Annotated in this window: 18 protein-coding genes; 6 read left to right on the forward strand and 12 right to left on the reverse strand. The window is 59.4% G+C overall.

Going from position 1 to position 18,706, the window contains the following annotated elements; all coding sequences use genetic code 11:
• Positions 1–48 precede the first annotated feature (48 nt).
• The 3 genes from ACFOOP_RS00485 to dxs all read right to left on the reverse strand — a co-directional run bounded on the left by ACFOOP_RS00485 (position 49) and on the right by dxs (position 4,056).
• Positions 49–1,515: a sodium:solute symporter family transporter gene (locus tag ACFOOP_RS00485; RefSeq protein WP_379878631.1), complete on the reverse strand. Its 1,467-nt coding sequence runs from the start codon at positions 1,513–1,515 to the stop codon at positions 49–51.
• Between the two features lie 109 nt (positions 1,516–1,624).
• Positions 1,625–2,095, reverse strand: coding sequence for a methyltransferase family protein (locus ACFOOP_RS00490; protein ID WP_379878633.1), 471 nt, complete (start codon positions 2,093–2,095; stop codon positions 1,625–1,627).
• A 47-nt stretch (positions 2,096–2,142) separates the two neighbouring features.
• On the reverse strand, positions 2,143–4,056 hold the full coding sequence (dxs, locus tag ACFOOP_RS00495; protein WP_379878635.1) for a 1-deoxy-D-xylulose-5-phosphate synthase: 1,914 nt from the start codon (positions 4,054–4,056) through the stop codon (positions 2,143–2,145).
• A gap of 330 nt (positions 4,057–4,386) precedes the next feature.
• Between dxs and ACFOOP_RS00500 the strand changes: the two genes are divergently transcribed.
• Both ACFOOP_RS00500 and feoB read left to right on the forward strand, forming a co-directional pair.
• The gene (locus ACFOOP_RS00500; RefSeq protein ID WP_379878637.1) at positions 4,387–4,620 is read left to right on the forward strand and encodes a FeoA family protein; all 234 of its coding nucleotides are present in this window, start codon (positions 4,387–4,389) and stop codon (positions 4,618–4,620) included.
• A complete protein-coding gene (gene feoB, locus ACFOOP_RS00505) occupies positions 4,617–6,470 on the forward strand; it encodes a ferrous iron transport protein B (protein WP_379878639.1) in 1,854 nt (617 codons plus the stop codon). Before ACFOOP_RS00500 ends, feoB begins: the two co-directional genes overlap by 4 nt.
• On the opposite strand, the gene ACFOOP_RS00510 is transcribed toward feoB, so the two are convergent.
• Complete coding sequence (locus ACFOOP_RS00510; RefSeq protein ID WP_379878641.1) at positions 6,471–6,731, reverse strand: exodeoxyribonuclease VII small subunit; 261 nt, start codon at positions 6,729–6,731, stop codon at positions 6,471–6,473.
• A gap of 100 nt (positions 6,732–6,831) precedes the next feature.
• Here ACFOOP_RS00510 and ACFOOP_RS00515 point away from each other — a divergent pair, with 100 nt between their 5' ends.
• From ACFOOP_RS00515 to ACFOOP_RS00525, 3 genes are all read left to right on the forward strand, one after another.
• On the forward strand, positions 6,832–8,010 hold the full coding sequence (locus tag ACFOOP_RS00515) for a BaiN/RdsA family NAD(P)/FAD-dependent oxidoreductase (protein ID WP_379878643.1): 1,179 nt from the start codon (positions 6,832–6,834) through the stop codon (positions 8,008–8,010).
• A gap of 286 nt (positions 8,011–8,296) precedes the next feature.
• A complete protein-coding gene (locus ACFOOP_RS00520) occupies positions 8,297–9,154 on the forward strand; it encodes a cysteine hydrolase family protein (protein WP_379878644.1) in 858 nt (285 codons plus the stop codon).
• A 216-nt stretch (positions 9,155–9,370) separates the two neighbouring features.
• Complete coding sequence (locus ACFOOP_RS00525; RefSeq protein WP_379878646.1) at positions 9,371–9,856, forward strand: YHS domain-containing (seleno)protein; 486 nt, start codon at positions 9,371–9,373, stop codon at positions 9,854–9,856.
• Between the two features lie 129 nt (positions 9,857–9,985).
• Here the strand turns inward: ACFOOP_RS00525 and ACFOOP_RS00530 are convergent, their stop codons facing one another.
• From ACFOOP_RS00530 to ACFOOP_RS00555, 6 genes are all read right to left on the reverse strand, one after another.
• On the reverse strand, positions 9,986–11,584 hold the full coding sequence (locus tag ACFOOP_RS00530; RefSeq protein WP_379878648.1) for an ABC-F family ATP-binding cassette domain-containing protein: 1,599 nt from the start codon (positions 11,582–11,584) through the stop codon (positions 9,986–9,988).
• Positions 11,585–11,658: 74 nt separating this feature from the next.
• The gene (locus ACFOOP_RS00535) at positions 11,659–12,567 is read right to left on the reverse strand and encodes a reverse transcriptase family protein (RefSeq protein ID WP_379878650.1); all 909 of its coding nucleotides are present in this window, start codon (positions 12,565–12,567) and stop codon (positions 11,659–11,661) included.
• On the reverse strand, positions 12,554–12,871 hold the full coding sequence (locus ACFOOP_RS00540) for a helix-turn-helix transcriptional regulator (protein ID WP_379878652.1): 318 nt from the start codon (positions 12,869–12,871) through the stop codon (positions 12,554–12,556). The genes ACFOOP_RS00535 and ACFOOP_RS00540 overlap by 14 nt, the downstream gene beginning before the upstream one ends.
• Positions 12,872–13,403: 532 nt before the next feature.
• Positions 13,404–14,735 (reverse strand): aldehyde dehydrogenase family protein, encoded by a 1,332-nt coding sequence (locus ACFOOP_RS00545; RefSeq protein WP_379878654.1) that lies wholly within the window; start codon positions 14,733–14,735, stop codon positions 13,404–13,406.
• Positions 14,736–14,870: 135 nt separating this feature from the next.
• Complete coding sequence (locus ACFOOP_RS00550; protein WP_379878656.1) at positions 14,871–15,485, reverse strand: histidine phosphatase family protein; 615 nt, start codon at positions 15,483–15,485, stop codon at positions 14,871–14,873.
• A 41-nt stretch (positions 15,486–15,526) separates the two neighbouring features.
• Entirely contained in the window at positions 15,527–16,456 is a 930-nt protein-coding gene (locus ACFOOP_RS00555; protein ID WP_379878658.1) for a histone deacetylase family protein, read from the reverse strand.
• A gap of 102 nt (positions 16,457–16,558) precedes the next feature.
• Between ACFOOP_RS00555 and ACFOOP_RS00560 the strand changes: the two genes are divergently transcribed.
• Positions 16,559–16,786: a hypothetical protein gene (locus tag ACFOOP_RS00560; RefSeq protein WP_379878660.1), complete on the forward strand. Its 228-nt coding sequence runs from the start codon at positions 16,559–16,561 to the stop codon at positions 16,784–16,786.
• 2 nt (positions 16,787–16,788) lie between these two features.
• Here ACFOOP_RS00560 and ACFOOP_RS00565 read toward each other — a convergent pair whose 3' ends face one another.
• Both ACFOOP_RS00565 and ACFOOP_RS00570 read right to left on the reverse strand, forming a co-directional pair.
• Positions 16,789–17,628: an MOSC domain-containing protein gene (locus ACFOOP_RS00565; RefSeq protein ID WP_379878662.1), complete on the reverse strand. Its 840-nt coding sequence runs from the start codon at positions 17,626–17,628 to the stop codon at positions 16,789–16,791.
• Positions 17,629–18,510 carry an SDR family oxidoreductase gene (locus ACFOOP_RS00570; protein WP_379878664.1) on the reverse strand — a complete coding sequence of 294 codons (882 nt, stop codon included), beginning with the start codon at positions 18,508–18,510 and terminating at the stop codon, positions 17,629–17,631.
• Positions 18,511–18,706 lie beyond the last annotated feature (196 nt).

The following is an 18,706-nucleotide window of genomic DNA, read 5'->3' on the forward strand; positions in this document are numbered from 1 at the left end:
ATCAGAAAAGCCCCGCTCGAAAGCGGGGCTTTTCACGCATTATGATTATTAAGGAGCTTTGCGGAAAGACTGTTCGAGCAGGCCGACAATCAGATAGGCGGCAAGCGACGCAACGACAGAATAGATGAAGTAGCCGTCGATCGGCTCCACATCGCCCGCGAGCACCGCTCCCAGCGCAGGCCCAACCCCTAAACCTTCGCCCATGGCGCTTTGCAGCGGCAAGATGAGCAGCGTCGCCAGGTTGAAAGCGACGCAGGTGTATATGCAAGCGAGCGCCGCGGCTGTGCCGCCGAAACGCGTTCTCAGACCTATCAGCGTCGCCACGACGATAGCGCCTTGGCCGAAAACGGACGTTAACGCGATCAACTCGTAAATATCAGAGCCGCCCAATGCCACGGCGAGCGCGCCGACGCCGGCGAACGCGGTGCCGAAACGCGCGATCATGAGCTGGCGGCGTTCGCTGGACCGCGCATGAAGTTTTTTCAGGATATTGATCGAGATGAGCGACGAGACCGCGAGAAGGTTGGAGTCCACCGTCGAAAGAATCGCAGAAAAAAGCGCTCCGATGAAAACAATCGCAAGCAAAGGCGGCAAAAACTCTATCGCCATCGCCGGAATGAAGTTGTCGCCCGCCGCGCCGGGCACCTCCAGATGCGCGCCGGAAAGACCGATCAGCACCGGCATCATGCCAATCCCGATATACAGCCCTGCCGCGGAAAACGCCGCCGCTTTCGCAACCGATGTCGATTTGGCGGCGAGAAAACGCGTGATGATTTCCTGCGTCACGAGACTGCCGATAACAGGAATGGCCCATGCGTCGGCGCGCGTGAACAGGGATTCACCCGGTGCGATCAGGCGAAGCTGCTCCGGCTCGATCACCGACAACATGGCGGATATTCCGCCAAACTGATGAATGATGGCGGCGAAGAGAATGCCAACGCCGCCCATCAGAAACAGTCCCTGGACCACATCGGTCACCACGTCGCCGATAAGGCCGGCGAACATCGAATAAAAGATGACAATGCCGGCGGCGGCGAAGAGCGTTAAAACGCCGGGAAGGCCGAGGGTCGTTTCTAGAATGGCGGCGATGGCGAGCAATTGCGCGCCGGCCCAGATGACCGAAATTACAACCAGCACGATTGCAGTTACGAATTCCGCCTGCTTGCCGAACCGGTCGAGGAAAAAGTCGGCGATGGTCACATAGCCATGGCTGCGAATCTTCCCCGCCACGAAAAAGGCGGTTGCGACCAGACAAAGGGCGTAACCAAATGGTTCAGCGCGCGCGCCGGATAACCCGCCCTCGGCGACCGCCGCCGACGAACCGAGAATTGTCTCCGCCCCGAACCAGGTCGCAAAGAGAGACAAGGTGATAGGAAAATACCCAAGCCGGCCACCGGCGATGTAATAGTCAGTATCGCTCTTGGTGCCGCGCGCGAACCACAGACCGATAGCGATCTGGATGACGACATAGACCGCAATAAAGAGCATCAACTCCGTGCGTGACAGGTCTTCCACTCAACATCCCTTCGCTTTCAAAGCCGGGCTATTGAGCCGCAAATCGGAACGATTGAAAAGAGGGAAAGCGGCTTTCCGGGGACGGATGATCAGAAAAAGCAAAGCTTTTTTAAATCCAGCGACGCACACGAGCTTTATAGGCGCGATAATCATCGCCAAACTGGCGCTCCATTTTTTCCTCTTCATATGGAATGGAGATAAAATTCACGAACACAAAGAAGATGACAGGCGCCACAAAGGCGAGGATTGTCCCGATGACAAAAGCAAGCCCGATTGTCGCAACAAGGATGCCGAGATACATGGGGTTGCGCGTATAGTTAAAAGGCCCTGACACGACCAGCGATGAATTCTTTTTGGATGCTGGAACAACTTCCGTTCCGACGCGGGCGAAGGCGCGCCGTCCGGAAGCCGAGATCAGAAAACCGATTGCGAAAACCGCCCATCCAATCAACGGAAAATGAAACGGCGCCGCCAGTCCCACCATGCGTCCGGTCAGCCATACGGTGAGCACGAACAAAAGCGCCCAGACAGGCGGCGGAATGATGACCAGAATGGACGGTTTCGGCAGGTCTTCACTCACCTCGGCCTCCCTTGCGCGAGAGGATCGCCACCGGCCGAAAGAGCCGGTCAGCCGCGCAGATTCACGACGTTCGATTCCATACCGAGAGCCTCGCGCGCGCGCTCGACGATATGAACCGCATTCAGCCGCGCATGGTCATACATCTTCGCCGGCGAATCCTGATCCTGGAACACATCGGGAAGATGCATGGTGCGGATTTTAACGCCCGTATCGAGGAGCCCGGAATCGGAAAGGAAATGCAAGACGAAGGCGCCGAAGCCGCCGCGCGAGCCCTCTTCAATCGTGATCAGCACTTCATGCTCGCGCACAAGGCGCATGATGAGGTCATGGTCGAGGGGTTTGGCGAAGCGCGCGTCGGCGACTGTTGTGGAGATGCCTTGCGCCTCCAGCGTGTCGGCGGCTTTCAACGCCTCCTGCAAGCGGCCGCCCAACGCCAGCAAGGCGACTTTCGTGCCTTCACGCATGATGCGGCCCTTGCCGATTTCGAGGATCTTGCCCTGCTCCGGCAAGTCGACGCCAACGCCTTCGCCGCGCGGATAACGGAACGCGATCGGCCCTTCATCAAAGGCCGCGGCAGTGGCCGTCATGTGAACGAGTTCAGCTTCATCGCCAGCCGCCATGATCACCATATTCGGCAAACAACCGAGATAGGCGAGGTCAAAAGAGCCCGCATGGGTCGCGCCGTCAGCGCCCACAAGACCGGCGCGGTCCATGGGGAAACGAACGGGCAGGTTCTGGATGGCGACGTCATGAACGACGCTGTCATAAGCGCGCTGAAGGAAGGTCGAATAGATCGCGCAGAACGGACGCAACCCATCGCCGGCGAGACCCGCCGCAAAAGTGACGGCATGCTGCTCGGCGATGCCCACATCATAACAGCGATCCGGGAACGCCTCGGCGAACATGTCGAGCGACGTGCCGGACGGCATCGCGGCGGTGATGCCGATGATGCGCTCGTCCTTTTCCGCTTCCTTGATCAGGGTCTTGCCAAAGACTTTCTGATAGGCGGGCGCATTGGGCGTGCCTTTTTGCTGCTTGCCGGAAACGACATCGAATTTGGCGACGCCGTGATATTTGTCGGCGGATTCCTCCGCAGGCGGATAACCGGCGCCCTTGCGCGTCACCACATGGACGAGCACAGGGCCCTCTTTCATGTCGCGCACATTCTCCAGCACCGGCACGAGCTGGTCGAGATTATGGCCGTCAATGGGGCCTACATAATAAAAGCCGAGCTCTTCAAACAAGGTGCCGCCGGACACCATGCCGCGGCCATATTCTTCGGCTTTCGCAAGCTGTTTGTAGATCGCTTTGGGCAGGCGTTTCGCGAGCTGCTTACCAAATGTCCGGAAGCCCTGATAGACGCCGGATGACGACGCCCGCGCCAGATAGGCGCTCATGGCGCCAACCGGCGGCGCGATGGACATGTCATTGTCATTGAGGATGACGACGAGTTTGCTTCCCAGATGACCGGCGTTGTTGAGCCCCTCATAGGCCATGCCGCCAGACATGGAGCCGTCGCCGATGACGGCGATGGATGTCGTGTTCTTTTTTAAATGGCGCGACGCCTCGGCGAAGCCCGTCGCCGCCGAAATCGACGTCGCCGCATGAGCGGCGCCAAAGGGATCGTATTCACTCTCGGCGCGTTTCGTAAAACCGGAAAGACCGCCGGCCTGTCTCAAGGTGCGGATGCGGTCGCGGCGACCAGTGAGAATCTTGTGCGGGTAGCACTGGTGACCCACATCCCAGACAAGGCGATCATCAGGCGTATTGAAGACATAGTGGATCGCCGTCGTCAGCTCGACCACGCCGAGCCCGGAGCCAAGATGGCCGCCGGTTACCGACACCGCATCAATCATCTCCGCGCGGAGTTCATCCGCGAGCTGGCGTAATTCACTCTTGTCCAGCTTTCTCAAATCTGCGGGGAATTTGACGGTGTCGAGCAGCGGCGTTTCAACAGCCATGGGGCAACCCTTTTATTCTTATTAAACCAGCACCTGACGCCGCGCTTGCGGACCCTCTCCCGCTGCGCTGCGGCAAGGGACCGTTCTAGCGCTTCACGAGGATTTCTCCACCCCTATTGGGGTGAAAAGGCGGCAAGCCCCCGGAGATTTGAAGCCCATTGTGGCTTAAGGGGCGCGGACGCCGCCAGAAGCGTGATCGCTGACGGATCTGCTTTCGCCGGGCCCTCAGCCGCTAATGTCATTCCCCGCTAATCAGCCGCAGGGTCTACGGGAAATCCCTTATTGCAACTCATTCTCAAAAGGGCGAGATAGACGCCTCAGGAAACGCCTATGCAACTGACCGACATGAAAAAAGGGGCCGTTGGCCGGGTGACCGCGATCAGCGGCGCCGACCCCCTGATCGAGGCGAAGCTGCGCGAAATCGGTTTTGCGGAGGATGACTCCGTCGAACTTGCCCATTTCGGGCCGCTGGCGAAAACCCCGATCTGTGTGCGGCTGAACCGGACCCTTATCGCCCTTCGCACGGAAGAGGCCCGCGCCATCGAGGTGGAACTCGACCAATGAGCGCGGCAGCCACGGACATCGCGCCAACGCGGATCGCTCTTGTGGGCGCGCCCAACTGCGGCAAGTCCACATTATTCAACGGCCTCACGGGCGGACGCGCCAAAGTCGCCAACTATCCGGGCGCCACGGTTGAGACCCGCCATGGCCGCTTTACAACGCCAGCTGGCCGCAATGTCGACCTGATCGATCTGCCGGGTTTTTACGGCATGTCGCCGCGCTCCCTTGATGAACGCCTCGCGCTCGATACGGTGCTTGGCAAACTGGACACGGCGCCGGAGTTAATCCTTGCGCTGGTCGACGCCGCCACTTTACGCACGCACCTTCAATCGGTGTTGCAGTTGCGGGCGATCGGCGCGCCCATGATCGTTGTCCTCAACATGTTCGATCTCGCGACCCGCGACGGCCTGGAGATCGACATTGACCGGCTCGAAAAAGAGTTGGGACTTCCTGTCGTCACCGCCAACGCCACCCGCAAAGCCGGCCGTGAAGCACTGCTCGCAAAACTCGACGCGGCCCTCGCCAAAAAAGAAATCGCCGCGCCGCCGCCGGGCCCCTTCCCCGCCCCGGAAGACGTTCGCGCACATCAGATCGAGGCGCGCCGGATCGCCAGCGCCGCCATCACCTATGAGCCGCCTTTTAACCGCGCTACCCGCGCCATCGACCGCGTCGTTCTCCACCCGGTCGCAGGTCCGTTTATTCTCGCCGGGCTGCTCTTCACCATGTTCCAGATGGTCTACACCTGGTCTGCGGGACCGGTGGACATGCTAGACGCCGGGGCCGGGGCGCTGGGCGATTTCGTCGCCGCGCATCTGCCGTCCGGATGGCTCCGCGATCTTCTTGTCGACGGCGTCATTGCGGGCGTCGGCAGCGTCGTCGTTTTCCTGCCGCAGATCATCATACTTTTCACCTTCATCCTGATCCTTGAAGCCTCAGGCTATATGGCGCGCGCCGCATTTCTCATGGATGAGATCATGCACCGTTTCGGGCTCAATGGCCGCGCCTTCATTCCGCTGCTGTCGAGTTTCGCCTGCGCCATTCCGGGCATCATGGCGTCGCGCGTTATCGAAAACGACCGAGACAGGCTCACCACGATCCTGATTGCGCCCTTGATGACGTGCTCGGCGCGCCTGCCCGTTTATGCGCTCATCATTGGGGCCTTTATTCCCGCCGAGAAAGTCGGCCTGTTCAACTTGCAGGGCCTCGTTCTCTTTGCGCTTTATATCACGGGCATTATTAGCGCCGTGTTGATCGCCTTCATCTTCAAGCGGACGATCGCCAAAGCGCGCTCGCAACCCTTGATCATGGAGCTGCCCACTTACAAGCTCCCCAACGCCAAGGATTTTTTCATCAGCCTGTGGATACGCGCGGCGGCGTTTTTGAAACGCGCCGGCACGGTGATTTTGACGACCTCCGTTATCTTGTGGTTTCTCGCGGCATATCCCGCCTCCGCGGCCAGCCTGAAAGAGAGTTACGCAGGACGCCTTGGCGGGCTGCTGGAGCCTTTGCTGGCGCCCATTGGGTTCAATCTGGAAATCGCTATTGCGCTGGTGCCGGGTATGGCCGCGCGTGAAGTCGCGGTCGGCGCGCTCGGCACCGTCTACGCTGTGCACGGCGCCGCGGAAAACAGTTCAGGACTTGCGGAAACCCTGCAATCGGCGTGGAGTCTGCCGACTGCGCTCGCGTTCCTCGCCTGGTATGTGTTTGCGCCGCAATGTTTCGCGACTCTGGCCACCATCCGCCGGGAAACAGGGTCATGGAAATGGGCTGGCTTCGCGCTTGGTTATCTGTTTGCGCTCGCCTACGCCGCCGCCGGCCTCACTTTTTGGACGAGCCGCGCCGCCGGGCTTTGACTACTCAAAGCTCGCTTTTTCGGTCTTCGGTTTTCCATCAGCGCCGACAACAATCTTTTCGATTTTCTCTTGCGCCGATTTGAGGGTCTTTTCGCAATGGGCCTTCAGGGCCGCGCCGCGTTCATAGAGAGCGATCGATTCTTCGAGCGCCGCCCCGCCGCTTTCGAGCTTGCTGACGATGCCTTCAAGCTCGGCGAGCGCTTTTTCAAACGAAAGTGAGGCGATGTCGCCGCTTGCTTGAGGTGAGGGTGCTTTAGCCATAGAGGCTGTTTAGCGGGGCCCGCTCCCTCGAGCAATAGGAGGCGGGCATACTGGTTTGGCCCCCTATGCGGCGCGCAGCAAAGCCCATAAGAACAGGCCTATGAACAGTTTTGACGTTATCGTTATTGGCGCCGGCGCAGCCGGCATGATGTGTGCGATTGAGGCGGGCCGGCGCGGACGGCGCATCCTCCTGATCGATCATGCCGAGCATCCCGGCGAGAAAATTCGCATCTCCGGCGGCGGGCGATGCAATTTCACCAATATCCACGCCGCGCCGAAGCATTTCCTTTCGGCCAATCCGCATTTCTGCAAGTCGGCGCTGAAGCGGTTCTCCGCCGCAGATTTTATCAAACGGGTCGAGGCGCGCGGGATCGCCTATCATGAGAAGGCGCTGGGCCAGCTTTTTTGCGACGATAGCTCGCGGTCGATTATCGAGATGCTGACTGACGACTGCAAAGAGGCGGGCGCCGAGCTGCGCCTGTCTACGAGCATCGGCACTATCGAGAAAACAGCGGATGGATTTGCGCTGGAAACCAGCGGCGGCGCCCTCGCCTGTTCATCGCTTGTCATCGCGACCGGCGGCAAGTCGATTCCGAAAATGGGCGCGACGGATTTCGCCTATGACGTCGCGCAGCAATTCGGTCTTCACATCATCGAACCGCGCCCGGCGCTTGTACCTCTCACCTTCACCAGCGGCTTGCTGGAAGAGATGAAGGCGCTCTCCGGCGTCAGCACGGAAGCGAGCGTTTCCTGCAACGGCATGGCGTTTCGCGAAGCCTTGCTGTTCACCCATCGCGGCATTTCGGGCCCGTGCATCCTTCAAATCTCATCCTATTGGCGCGAGGGCGACGACATTGCGATTGACCTTGCGCCCGATATTGACGTGTTCGCACGCTTGCGCGCCGCACGGCAAACGACCGGCAAGCTGGCGCCGCAAACCGTGCTGGCGGAGTTCCTGCCCAAGCGGCTCGCCGATGCGGCGACGGCGCGCGCCGGACTTGAAGGCAGAATCGGCGACGCCTCCGACAAAAAGCTGAAAGTACTGTCCGATGCGGTGAAGCAATGGCGCGTGAAACCCGCCGGCAGCGAAGGCTGGCGCACGGCGGAAGTCACGCTAGGCGGCATCGACACAGACGGGCTGTCGTCAAAGACAATGGAAGCGAAAGAAACGCCGGGGCTCTATTTCATCGGCGAAGCGGTCGACGTCACCGGCTGGCTCGGCGGCTATAATTTCCAGTGGGCCTGGTCTTCCGGCTGGGCGGCCGGACAGGTGGTTTGAGCCGCAATCCACCCCAGGCGGCGCACACGACATTAACTGAATAGTTACTCTGGCAATCTGTGAGATCGCCCGGTCTCAATATATTACCAAATAAAAACAGCATCTTACATACCAAAAAACTTCCGGCCGTCGCCACGGCCGGCTTTTTTGCGCCGACACATTGACAGTTCGGTACACGCACTCTATTTAACATGTACCGATCGGTTAATGTTATCAATCGGCCAACCGGGCGGAAGCGCATCCGCTCCTCATGATGGAAACACTTCGAAAGAAAGGGGATGGAGAGATGGAAACCTCGCTTCGTCAATTTTACAGCCGGACCGTCAACATGACGGCGCTCACATTCGCTATCGTCGCCAATCTGGTGCTGTTCGCCGCAATCATTACGCTGGTGACGGGCGCCCCAGCCTTCGCGGAAGGCGGACCGTCGCGCGCCGCGACCGCAAAAACGCCGCCGCTCAATGACGGCCTTCCCGAACCGGGCTTCACGATCACCGCTAACGACACGGCGATCGTCATCACCGACCCGCAAAACGATTTTCTCTCGCTTGAAGGCGTCACCTGGGGCGTCGTCGGCAAAAGCATCACTGACAACGGAACAGTTCAAAACCTCGGCGCGCTGTTCAAAGCCGCGGAAGAAACCGACATGCCGGTTTTTGTCTCTCCGCATTACTACTATGAGCACGACCATAAATGGCGCTTTGAAGGCACGCTTGAGACGCTGATGCACAAGATCGGCATGTTCGATCGCAAGAATGCGCTCGATCTCGAGGGTTTTGAAGGCTCCGGCGCCGACTGGCTTGATCAGTACAAGCCCTATATCAACAACGGCCGCACTGTCGTCACGAGCCCGCACAAAGTCTACGGCCCCGACAGCAACGACCTTGTTCTCCAGCTGCGCAAGGCCGGCGTGAACAAAGTCATCCTCGGCGGCATGTCGTCAAACCTCTGCACTGAATCGCACATGCGCGCGCTCATCGAAAACGGCTTTGAAGTCATGGTCGTCACCGATGCGACGGCCGGCGCCATTACCGAACATTATAACGGCTATGATGCCTCGCTGACCAATTTCCGAATGATCGCCAGCGCTGTCGACAATACGGAAAACACTGTGAAAGCGATCAAATCCGCATACCGCCGCTGACCCCCCAGGCCATCCGCCCCACTCGACTTGATGGCTTGCTGCGCCCGGCTGGCGCCTCCCCCACCAGCTCCCAGCCAGCCGGGCGCGTCTTTCAAAAGCGACTGCACAGGCGCTCCGTTGCGTTCACTCGCCTGCCAACCCTCTTCCGCAAAACCGCCAGACCGATTTTCGGAAGTTCAATCCGCCTACGCCTCAACTCAATCAAAGGAAAAAACAATGACCAACACATTCAAGACCACCGCCGCCGCCATCGCTCTCATATTCTCGTCGTCTGTGCCGAGCTTTGCAGCAGATGAAAACAATGTCTCCTCCGGCATTACGACGGCCGGCGCTCCCCTCGGCCTGCACGGCGTCGACGCTGTCGCCCTGACGACGCTGAACGCGGTCGCCGAAGGCGACGCAGCCCACACGGTCGTCATTGACGGCGTCGCCTACTACTTCGCCTCCGCGAAATCCGCCGGCCAGTTCAAGGCGGCGCCGGAGAAATACATACCGCAATATGGCGGCTTCTGCGCTTACGCCGTCGCTCTCGGCAAGAAACTCGACGGCGATCCGCGCTATGCGGATATTGTCGACGGCAAGCTCTATCTGTTCGTCAACGCCGACATTTTTGAAAAGTACAAAAAAGACTCAAAACGCATTCTCGCGAAAGCGGAAGCGAAATGGCCGTCGATCCAGCATACGGCCGTGAAAGATCTTTAACGCGCCCGAGCGGCCGGACGACGCCGTTCGGCCGTTTGCACCGCATACGCGGGAGAAGCCGTTAAAACCAAATGCCAACGCATTTGTCGAAACGCCCGCCGCCCATTGGGAGGCGGGCGATTGCTGCGTTCAGGCCGCAGCCTTTGACCGTTTATCCGCCTGCGTGATCAGCGCGCGATAATCGTCGAGATCGCCCGCATAAGGTTCGGCCTTGCCGTCCTTCACAAGCCAGAGCTGGTCGGCGGTCGCTTCGGCGAGAAACACATCGTGGGTGATCAACAACACCGCGCCCGGAAAATCATTCAGCGCATAAATCAGCGCCTCGCGGCTGTCGATATCGAGATGCGAGGTCGGCTCGTCGAGGATCAGGATATGCGGCGCATCGAGAGACATCAGTCCCAGCAGCAAGCGCACCTTTTCGCCGCCGGATAATTTCTCAACCGTCGTATCGACCTTCTCGTGGGAAAACCCCATCTGTGCGGCCTGTGCGCGCTGTTTGCCCACGGGCGTGTCCTTGGGCATGGCGCGGCGCACATGATCGAGCACCGTGTCGCCCAGCGTCAGCTCGTCAAGCTGGTCCTGGCTGAAATAGCCGATACGGATGGAGCGCGGCGCCGTCACCTCGCCGCCCAAAAGCTTCAACCGTCCGGCGATGGACTTCACCAGCGTTGTCTTGCCCTGTCCGTTGGCGCCGACAATGGCGATGCGGTCTTCCGGGTCGACCCGCAGATCGACATCGGCAAGGATCAGCGCATCATCGCCATAGCCGAGATCGGCGCCGGCGATATGCAGCATGGGCGGCGAAAGCTGGTCCTTCGGCGCGGGGAAATGAAACGGCGTCGTGCGCTCGGCCAGCGGGATCGACACATCCTGCATCTTTTCAAGCTTCTTGACGCGCGACTGCGCCTGACGGGCTTTCGACGCCTTGGCGCGGAAGCGATCGACGAAGGCCTGCAAATGCGCTTTCTCGGCTTCCTGCTTGGAGCGCTGGCTCTCAAGCTGGGCGACTTTCATGGCGCGCAGTTTCAGCCAGGCGTCATAGCCGCCGGGACAGACGGTCAGTTGCTTGTGCTCCAGCGCCATGGTGTGGGTGACGCAGCGGTTCAGCAATTCGCGGTCGTGAGAGACGATAAGCACCGTATGCGGATATTTCTTGATATAGCCCTCTAGCCAGGCCGCGCCTTCGAGATCGAGATAGTTGGTCGGCTCGTCGAGCAGCAGCAGATCCGGCTCGGCGAACAACACGCCCGCGAGCGCCGCGCGCATGCGCCAGCCGCCGGAGAACTCACGCGTGGCGCGCGCAAGATCGCCATCGGAGAAACCGAGGCCTTTCAGAACTTCCGCGGCGCGCGCTTCGGCGGACCAGGCGTCAATGTCGATCAGGCGCGTGTGGATGTCGGCGATGCGCATGGGGTCTTCGGCGGTCTCGGCCTCCGCCAACAGGGCGTGGCGCTCATGATCGGCGGCGAGCACGACCTCCAGAATGGTCTCGTCTGTGGGCGCAACCTCCTGCGCGACCCAGCCGAGTGAGGCCTTGGCCGACATGCGGATGGCGCTGTCCGCGGCGGGGTGGGCGATCTCCTCGCGGATGAGGCGCAACAGGGTCGACTTGCCGGTGCCGTTGCGGCCCACAAGCCCGACCTTCCAGCCATCGGAAATCTGGGCGCTCGCCCCCTCAAACAGGGGGCGCGCCTCAACGCGGTAATCAAGGTTCGAAATCGTCAACATTGCGGGGTCTTACCGCAATGCAGCAATTAGGCAAGGGGTGGTATGACGCGGAGGGAAGGTTTTGGCGCGATATGCTATTCTGTAGAGATCTTGGCGCGTTTCTCTACATGTCTCGTAATTTGCTCCGCTTGGGCGACACGGCCTCGTATCTGGCGATCAATTGCTATGCGCTCTTTGAACGACGTAGCTGTGGTGCGCTTGCGCATAGCTTGGGCAAGCGCCTTATGCTGACGATTTGGCAACAACAGGGCGTTGTCTTTAACAATTACGCCGGTGACGTTTGCCGCGCGACCGATGATCGCGCGCTCTTTATCGCGATTGTAACGATGACCAAACTTATAGAGGGTTTCTTTTATCATCCAGATGTCAGATCCGCGAATGATAGCCCCTGAGATAGTAATGTCATCTGCGTACACAGAAAGGCGACATTGGCCTCTCTCGACTATCCCGTTAATCATCTCCCACATATCAAGATACGCATAGAAGGCTAGTATCGGACTGCACGGGCTTCCCTGCGGTAAATGATTGTTTCTGGTCGCGAGCCGCGTCATCGTCGCGGCAACATCGACAGAGCAACACAAGACAGAGTTGAAGAACCAGAACACTCGCTTGTCTGTACAGGACGGAAAAAAATCCTCGATGTCGAGTAGACGGAAGGCGCGTGCACCAATATGAGCCGCCGCGTTATCAACATATGAACGGCCTTTCACAGGAGCCATTAGATATTCAGGCGAGTTTACACGCTTCAAGAGATCAGAGATGCGGGCCTGTACACTTTTCAAATCATCAAGGGGCGCTTCGATCTCACGAAACCCACCATTTTTCTTTGGCTCAGCCCAGCAGCGATAACGATCTCGACCGTCTGTAAGGCGTTTCAGTCGCGAAGGACTGATTAAAAGACGCTCAGCAAGTTTCTTACGCGTTTGTATGTTAAATAAGGCGCAATCCCGAAGAGCGTATCCTTGTGCGTCAGGGGGCTTCATGTACTGCCGTCCGCTCTTCAATTACTTTCAGGAAGTTCAAAATTTTTGAGGCGATCACTTTGCGTGTGCTGCCTGCATGGGCTTTGTCACCATGCTTTGCGTCAAGCTGTTCCGAAAAGAACATAATGGAAGATATTGGCACACCAAAAATATTTGCATACTTTTCAATAACATCGAACGAGGGAGTACGATTGCCATTTTCAATTTCAGAAACATAGGATTTCGAGAGCTCAAGCCGTTCTGCAAGCTCGCCCTGTTTCATATCATGAAACACTCGCAGCAATCTCAACGCTTCCGATAACATCTTCCTTCACCTCTCCTTACTGATACAATCCGGCTAGCGACTTACTCATTCAATCCAAACAAAGTACGGATGATCCGAACCAGTCGAAAGAAGAGCGGCCCCAAGATAAAGAGCCCACGAATTAGGTATTTCGAGCGCAGCCAAGCTGGCCATCGCTCCCTTTTCCGTTTCAGTCGCCGCCGTCGTCGTTCAATCTCTGACATCTTCATGTCTCCTTCTGATCGCTCTCACCGGAATTAGTGAGAGGTCTTCACCGATCAGAAAGCGGACACGACAGCTTCACCATCATGCATAGACACGGCGTGTCTTTCGCCGTGTCTGCTTGGCCGGCGCTCGGTCCCGTCGTCGTGGCGGAGGCCGTGGGCCTAACTAGCGGTAGAAGGGCTTCCCCTTCCGCGAGCCCCGAAAGGCTCAAGGTCTAAAGACTTAATTCCGACCCAAAGGGTATCGAACCTCATGAATATGAGGTGAAAACAGATACAATTGCAAGAAAAAAAATCACTTTTAGTGAACTTTTTTCATCTCGTGCCCTCTACCCCTGATGCATGTAAACCGCGCGCTCATGGCTGAACGCCTTGAAGCCGAAGACGCCGTGATAGGAGCCGATACCGCTGGTGTTCACCCCGCCAAAGGGGAGCTGGCTTTCGAGATAGTGGGAGAAGACGCCATTGACCGTGACGCCGCCCGATGAGGTCCGGGCCAGCACCTTGTTCACCGTGTCCTGATCCTTGCTATAGATATAAAGCGCCAGCGGTTTGTCGCGCGCCTCGATATAGCCGATCACCTCATCCATGGATGAGTAGGTCATCACCGGGATCAGGGGGCCGAAGATCTCCTCCTGCATGATTTTCATCTGCGGGGTGACGCCGGTCAGCATGGTCGGATGAACGGTCAGGTCTTCCGCCTCCAGCTCGCCGCCCGCGGCGACCGTCGCGCCCTTCGCCACCGCATCGTCAAACAGGCCTTTGACGCGGTCGAAATTGCGCTTGTTGACGATCTGGGCGATGTTTTCCTTGTTCAGCTTTCCATCCGTATAGAGATTTTCTTTCACCTTCGCGGCGAAGCCTTTGGTCAGGGCGTCTTTCTGGGCGTCTTTGACGAAGACATAATCGGGACAGATACAAGCCTGACCGCCATTGAACTGTTTGGCCTGGGCGAGGTCGGCCGCGACCTTGTCGATATCGGCGCTCTCATCGACGATGACCGGCGACTTGCCGCCAAGCTCCAGCGTCACGGAGGCGAGGTTTTTCGCCGCCGCCGCCATCACCAGCTTGCCGACGCGCGGCGAGCCGGTGAAGAAAATATGGTTGAAGGGCAGCTCCAACAGCGCCTGCGCCACCGAGACATCGCCCTCGAACAGCGCCACTTCGTTTTCGTCGAACACCTCGCGGATGATCTTGCCGGCGATTTCGGCTGTGGCGGGGCACAGATCCGTCAGCTTGACCATGGCGCAATTGCCGGCAGCGACGGCGGCGGCGAGCGGGCCGAAGGTCAGCCCGAGGGGGAAATTCCACGGCCCGAGGATCAGACAGACGCCGCGCGCCTCATGGGTGATTTTCGCCTTGTCGTCCGGATTGGACGCCGGCTGGATCATTTGCGGCTTCATCCACTCCTCAAGGCCGTCAATATTCATCTGGATGTTGCCCATCACGCCGCCGACCTCGGTCACGCGGATTTCAGCCTCCGGCTTGCGCGTGTCCGATTGCACCGCCGCGACGATGTCGTCGGCATGCGCCGCGACGGCGTCTTTCAGCTTGGCGAGCTTGGCTTTACGGGTCTGCGCGCTCGACGCCTTGATGTTCCACTGGTTTTCGCTTTGCAGGTCAAAGACGCGCTGAAGATCTGCTGGAGATGGGTTTTTCATGGGGCTTGCCTCGTTCAATCTGTTGGTTTCAGCATAGCAAATCCGCGCCGTGCGGGGCTTGCCTAATCCTGAAGCGATAGTCGTGAAATCCTCCGCCGGCGCCAAATGGGCGCGCCTAAACGGAACGGCGCAGGCCTATTGCGCGGCGACTTCGGCCCCGACCGGGCGCTTCTCGCCCGGCGGTTCATAGATCCGCCACGACCAGTAGTGATTGCCGCCGTCGCGCTCCGTCCGGGTCCAGCCGCTGCGGACAAGCTGCCGGTCGATCATCCAGTTGAGATAGCCATGAGCGCAAAGCAGAACGTCGCCCTTCGCGGCGTGGTCTTCGAGACGCGTCGCGATTTCCGCAACCCGGCCCCAGGTCTCGCGCTGATGCTCCACCCCCGGGGGCGCATAACCGAGGCTCCAGAGGATGCGCGAGACAACGCCCCACTGGCCGGGGCGCAGTTTCAGAAAATCCGGCCAGGGCGGCGGCGGCAGCGGCGCCTCCACGAAAATGGGGTCCGCCGGAACCTCCCTCGCGCCACCGGTCGCCTGCGCCGCGGTCTCGATGGCGCGCGGCAAGGTCGAGGAAAGGACGGTCCTCGCCCCCTTTGCGAGTGCGATCAGCCCCTCGGGCGGGCGCTCATCGGGGTGCAGGCCGCTTTCGTCGTAACGCGCCCACCAGTCGCCATATTCGCGCGCGGTGATGGTCACATCGCGCGACAAATTTGGACGCCCATGGCGTGCGGTGATGATACGGCCGGTCATGACGTTACTGCTTTGCCCCAGCCGCCCTTATGGCGCGGTTTTCATCCGTCCATCAAGACGTTGACATGAGCGGCGACGCTGGCCGCCAGCGCTTTCAGATCGTAACCGCCCTCGAGGATCGACACCAGCCGCCCGCCCGCCTTGTCCCGGGCAACCGCGGCGATCTCTCGCGTGACCCAGGCGAAATCATCCTCCGTCAGGGTCAACCCGCCCAAGGGGTCGGCTGCATGGGCGTCGAACCCGGCGGAGATGACAATCAGCTCCGGCCCGAAATCAGACAGGGCCGGCAATAATGTCTCGCCCCAGACCCGGCGAAAGGCGAGGCTTCCCTCCCCGCTTGCAAGCGGGGCGTTGGCGATATTGTCAAAGCCGCCGCGGTCACTGGCGCGGCCTGTCCCCGGATATTGCGGCCATTCATGGGACGAGGCGTAAAAGGCGTGTTCATTATGCCAGAAAGCGGCCTCGGTGCCGTTGCCGTGATGAACGTCGAAATCGACGACGGCGACGCGTTTGGCTCCATGCGAAGCGCGCGCATGAAGCGCCGCGATGGCGGCGCCGTTGAACAGGCAAAAGCCCATCGCCCGTTCGGGCTCGGCGTGGTGTCCTGGCGGGCGGGCGGCGATAAACGCGTTCCTCGCCTCACCCTTATAAAGCGCATCCACCGCCGCACAGGCGCCGCCGGCGGCGCGCAAGCTTGCGTCAACGGAATGGGGTCCGGCGAAAGTGTCGGCGTCAAACTGAACAAGCCCCTCAGCGGGCGAATTGTCTTCAATGAGGTCGCGGAAGCGCTCAGGGTGGACACGCTCGACCTGTTCGGCGCTTGCGCGCGGCGGCGTACGCCGTTCAAGCGATGCGAAATCCTTGGACGCCAGCATCTTTTCAACAGCGGCGTAGCGGCCGGGATGCTCCACATGGCCGGGCGGCACTTCATGAGCGGCGAAAGAGGAGTGGGTGTATAAAAGCGTGGTCATAGCTTTGTTCTACCGCGCGCCCGGCCCCATGAAAATGCGCCGCCCTAGGTTTTCAGCTCGAATGGCTTATAAGTCTGGGAAACGAAACCTCCCGGAGCGCCCATGCCCCAATTCGATATGATCGTCATAGACCCCGAACGCGCCAAGGGCGTTGAGGTCGAAGAACACACGGCTGGAAAACCCTTACGCGAGGGCGGCGGCGACGAAACCTATCGCTGCGGCGGCTGCAAGACCAAGCTGCTTGTGAATGTGGGCCACCACGACGCCCATGGCGCGGTGATCAAATGCGGTAAATGCGGCAAGATCAACACCGAGCCGCATCACCACTAATTCTACGCGAGCGGCCAGCCTTCGGGACGGCGCTCGATAATTTCAACCGCATCGCCGACGGCGAGAACGCCTTCTCCTAGCGGAGCCGCATTCCAGCCAAACAGAACAGCGCCTGACAGGTCCGAATGCGCCGACCGGCGCAGCATGTTGAGCGTCTTTAGGGGCTCACGCCCCAGTTTCTCGCCCGTCGCCGGGTCAAGAGTCGTCACAACGCACCGGTCGCATGGCTTTAGAAGCTCAATCTCAACGCCGCCAATGCGGATCACTTTCCAGAAATCCTCCGCCCACGGATCAGCGCCGTCAATGACGATGTTGGGACGGAAACAGGCCATGGACACGCCTTCGCCGCCATTCGCAACGATGGCTTCGTTAAGCGCCGCGAGCGACGCCGTCGTCGTAACAAGCAGCGGATAACCGTCGGCGAAACTCACTGGCCGTGTATTGCCCCAATTGCCGGACGTCATGCGGCGCGAATCGTCATCCATATAAAACAGACGCACAGCACGGTCCAGAACGCCGCACAACCAGTCGCTGGCGCCCTGCCCCGCGGCGGCGGCGCTCACCTGATCCTTCCAGACTGTGACTTGGCGCCGGTCGCCGCCCGCAGGCGGATCGACGACACACTCTGTTTCGCCGTCGGAAAGCCTGAGCGCCGCGCCCTCATATACCGCATCAATTTTCGCCAACACGGAACAGGTTCGCTGTGTCAGAAAACCACTCTCCCCATCGGTCACCAGCCAGCGGCGATCGCCGACAAGACCGCGCGTCTCGATACCCGCACGGTCCACATCAAGAGCCCGCATCGATTTGACCGGGTGGATATGTAGAGAAGCAACCTTCACCTAGCCCAGCATTCCCTTCATCAGGGTTTCCACGACACCCGGAGGCGGCGTGGAGGAGTCGGGAACAAAGAAATCCGGCGCCAGCTGCTTCGAAGGATCGACGCGGTATTTCTCAAAATCGGTCACGCCGTTTTCATAAAGGAACGTGTCGTCGATGATGAAATTTCCGGTGAACTCCTTAGCGGATTTGGTAAAGATAAGATGCGCTGCATCGGACAGAATATCGACGCTGCGCGAAGCCTGCATCATGGCGTCTCCGCCAAGCGCGAATTTCACGGCCGCCGTTGCAATCGCCGTGCGCGGCCAAAGCGCATTGAAAGCGATGCCGTCGGTCTTAAATTCCGCCGCCATGCCGAGAACGCACATGGACATGCCATATTTCGCCATGGTGTAAGCAGTATGACCGGCAAACCATTTCGGGCTCATATCGAGCGGCGGCGACAACATCAGAACATGCGGGTTTTTCGCTTTCTTGAGATGCGGAATACAGGTCTTCGATGTCAGGAATGTCCCCCGCGCATTAATGGAATGCATCAGGTCCCACCGCTTCATCTCGGTGGCTTCGGTTCCCGTCAGAGAAATCGCCGAAGCATTATTGATGCAAATGTCGATGCCGCCGAATTTTTCGACCGTCGCGTCTACCGCTGCCTGAACCTGATCCTCATGGCGGATATCGCACACGATCGGCAGCGCCTTGCCGCCCGCCGCTTCGATTTCCTCCGCCGCCGTATAGATCGTTCCCGGCAGGTGTTTGTGAGGCTCGGCGGATTTGGCGGCGATGGCGATATTGGCGCCGTCTTTCGCCGCCCTTAGCGCTATCGCCAGACCTATGCCGCGGCTTGCGCCAGTGATGAATAGTGTTTTGTTCTTCAAATCTGTCATGGGTTGTCTCCTCGCGAGACGCAGACTAGCCGCACCTGCGAGGCATGCAACAGAATTTGGCGCCCCTTATTGAGACCGCATCATACAACAACAGCCAATCGCGCAACAGGCTTCGTCCAGCGACCTCACACGCACAATCCTCTGCCTCAATATGCCGGGACTATCCCCGCCCGGCTGTTTTTTTGAGAACCCGATC

This window comes from Hyphococcus aureus, assembly GCF_042643165.1.
Lineage (GTDB): Bacteria > Pseudomonadota > Alphaproteobacteria > Caulobacterales > Parvularculaceae > Hyphococcus > Hyphococcus aureus.

Bases quoted from the DNA above. Each gene is read 5' to 3' on its own strand.
- dxs (WP_379878635.1), bottom strand. From the start codon at position 4,056: ATGGCTGTTGAAACGCCGCTGCTCGACACCGTCAAATTCCCCGCAGAT.
- ACFOOP_RS00500 (WP_379878637.1), top strand. From the start codon at position 4,387: ATGCAACTGACCGACATGAAAAAAGGGGCCGTTGGCCGGGTGACCGCG.
- feoB (WP_379878639.1), top strand. From the start codon at position 4,617: ATGAGCGCGGCAGCCACGGACATCGCGCCAACGCGGATCGCTCTTGTG.
- ACFOOP_RS00510 (WP_379878641.1), bottom strand. From the start codon at position 6,731: ATGGCTAAAGCACCCTCACCTCAAGCAAGCGGCGACATCGCCTCACTT.
- ACFOOP_RS00515 (WP_379878643.1), top strand. From the start codon at position 6,832: ATGAACAGTTTTGACGTTATCGTTATTGGCGCCGGCGCAGCCGGCATG.
- ACFOOP_RS00520 (WP_379878644.1), top strand. From the start codon at position 8,297: ATGGAAACCTCGCTTCGTCAATTTTACAGCCGGACCGTCAACATGACG.
- ACFOOP_RS00525 (WP_379878646.1), top strand. From the start codon at position 9,371: ATGACCAACACATTCAAGACCACCGCCGCCGCCATCGCTCTCATATTC.
- ACFOOP_RS00530 (WP_379878648.1), bottom strand. From the start codon at position 11,584: ATGTTGACGATTTCGAACCTTGATTACCGCGTTGAGGCGCGCCCCCTG.
- ACFOOP_RS00535 (WP_379878650.1), bottom strand. From the start codon at position 12,567: ATGAAGCCCCCTGACGCACAAGGATACGCTCTTCGGGATTGCGCCTTA.
- ACFOOP_RS00540 (WP_379878652.1), bottom strand. From the start codon at position 12,871: ATGTTATCGGAAGCGTTGAGATTGCTGCGAGTGTTTCATGATATGAAA.
- ACFOOP_RS00545 (WP_379878654.1), bottom strand. From the start codon at position 14,735: ATGAAAAACCCATCTCCAGCAGATCTTCAGCGCGTCTTTGACCTGCAA.
- ACFOOP_RS00550 (WP_379878656.1), bottom strand. From the start codon at position 15,485: ATGACCGGCCGTATCATCACCGCACGCCATGGGCGTCCAAATTTGTCG.
- ACFOOP_RS00555 (WP_379878658.1), bottom strand. From the start codon at position 16,456: ATGACCACGCTTTTATACACCCACTCCTCTTTCGCCGCTCATGAAGTG.
- ACFOOP_RS00560 (WP_379878660.1), top strand. From the start codon at position 16,559: ATGCCCCAATTCGATATGATCGTCATAGACCCCGAACGCGCCAAGGGC.
- ACFOOP_RS00570 (WP_379878664.1), bottom strand. From the start codon at position 18,510: ATGACAGATTTGAAGAACAAAACACTATTCATCACTGGCGCAAGCCGC.